The sequence below is a fragment of the Zoogloea dura genome, from assembly GCF_012927165.1.
Lineage (GTDB): Bacteria > Pseudomonadota > Gammaproteobacteria > Burkholderiales > Rhodocyclaceae > Zoogloea > Zoogloea dura.
Window position 1 is genome coordinate 1 of the sequence record NZ_JABBGA010000078.1, and the last position, 1,201, is coordinate 1,201.

General features: G+C 70.2%; 2 protein-coding genes. Both read right to left on the reverse strand.

Going from position 1 to position 1,201, the window contains the following annotated elements; translation table 11 throughout:
* On the reverse strand, nt 1-896 hold an 896-nt coding region (locus HHL15_RS26155; protein ID WP_169148695.1), incomplete at its 3' end, for an electron transfer flavoprotein subunit alpha/FixB family protein.
* Between the two features lie 2 nt (nt 897-898).
* Nucleotides 899-1,201, reverse strand: a 303-nt coding sequence (locus HHL15_RS26160) for an electron transfer flavoprotein subunit beta/FixA family protein (RefSeq protein WP_408065747.1), incomplete at its 5' end; no start/stop codon positions are given.

A 1,201-nucleotide genomic window follows, 5' to 3' on the forward strand; every position in this document is an offset into this window, starting at 1 on the left:
CCGTAGTCGGCGACCTGGAAGATCGGGGCTTCAGGATCCTTGTTGATCGCGACGATGACCTTGGAATCCTTCATGCCGGCCAGGTGCTGGATGGCGCCGGAGATGCCGACAGCCAGGTAGAGCTGGGGCGCGACGATCTTGCCGGTCTGGCCGACCTGGTAGTCGTTGGGCACATAGCCGGCGTCCACCGCGGCGCGGGAGGCGCCCAGGGCGGCGCCGAGCTTGTCGGCCAGGGGCTCGAGCACAGCCTTGTAGTTGTCGCCGCTGCCCATGCCGCGGCCGCCGGAGACGATGATCTTTGCCGCACCCAGCTCGGGGCGGGCGGAGACGGTCAGCTCGCGGCCGACCAGCGTGCTCTGGCCCAGGTCGGCACCGGCGGCGATGGCCTCGACTGCGGCGCTGCCGCCCTCATTGGCCACCACTCCGACGGCATCGAAGGCGGTGGTGCGCACGGTGATGACCTTCACCGGGTCGGCCGACTTCACGGTGGCCAGGGCGTTGCCGGCGTAGATCGGACGCACGAAGGTGTCGGCCGACTCGACCGCGACGATGTCGGAGATCTGGGCCACGTCGAGCAGCGCGGCGACGCGCGGCAGCACGTTCTTGCCGCCGGTGGTGGCGGGGGCCAGCACATGGCTGTAGCCACCGGCCTTGACCACGTCCACCAGCAGGGCGGCCAGGTTCTCGGCGCCCTGCTCGGCGTAGGCGGCGGCATCGGCCACCTTGACGCGGCTCACGCCGGCCAGGCGGGCGGCGGCTTCGGCGGCACCGCCGCAGGCGGAGCCGGCCACCAGCACGTGGATGTCGCCACCGAGCTTCGCGGCCGCGGCGACGGTGTTGAGGGTGGCGGCCTTGAGGCCGGTGTTGTCGTGTTCGGCGATGACGAGGACGGTCATGATCAGATCACCTTGGCTTCGTTCTTGAGCTTGTCGATGAGTTGGGCCACGTCGGCCACCTTGATGCCGGCGCCGCGGGCGGCCGGCTCGACCACCTTGAGGGTGGTCAGGCGCGGGGCCACGTCCACACCCAGGTCGATGGGCTGCACCGTATCGAGGGGCTTCTTCTTGGCCTTCATGATGTTGGGCAGGGTCGCGTAGCGCGGCTCGTTGAGGCGCAGGTCGGTGGTGATGACGGCGGGCAGGGGGAGGGAGAGGGTTTCCAGCCCACCGTCGATCTCGCGGGTCACCTGGACCCGCTCGGC